Raw genomic sequence first — 613 nt, forward strand, 5'->3', positions numbered from 1 at the left:
CAACGTTACCAAGACATGTCTGACGACATCATTGATGACATGGATTCTGACTTCTTCGGTATCGGCTTCAACTACAAGTTTGGTTCTGAGCCAGTAGTTCAAGAAGAAGCAGTTGAAGAAGTGGTAGAAACACGTCCATCTACTCGTATCGTTGAGCACGTGTATCCAGCTCAAACAGCAACAGTACAATTCGGCCTAGAAAGCGCAGAAGTGAAAGATGCATCAGCACTTTCTGGTACAGTTGATCTAATGAACACTTACCCACAAGCTAAAGTTGAGATCACTGGTTACAGTGACACAACTGGTTCTGCTCAGTACAACCAACAGCTAACTGAAAAACGTGCTAAAGCGGTTGCTAATGAGTTTGAAGCGAAAGGTATCGCTGCTGACCGTATGACAGTTAAAGGCATGGGTGAAGCAAACCCAGTTGCTAGCAACGAAACTCGTCAAGGTCGCGAAGCGAACCGTCGTGTGGAAGTAGTTGTTCCTGCGTTTGAATACCAAACGACTGAACAAGCTCAATAATTTGTTGCTATAGGCAACAAAGCGAAAAGCCAGCGGTTATCGCTGGCTTGTGTGATCTTGGCTTCGGAGTTATGCTTGCAGGGAACCG

General features: G+C 45.7%; 1 protein-coding gene. It reads left to right on the top strand.

Annotated features, from left to right (window positions below):
• A partial coding sequence (locus R7190_RS28715) for an OmpA family protein (protein ID WP_318138042.1) occupies positions 1-525 on the top strand: 525 nt, incomplete at its 5' end.
• Positions 526-613: the final 88 nt, after the last annotated feature.

Source organism: Vibrio sp. 1078-1, assembly GCF_033340475.1.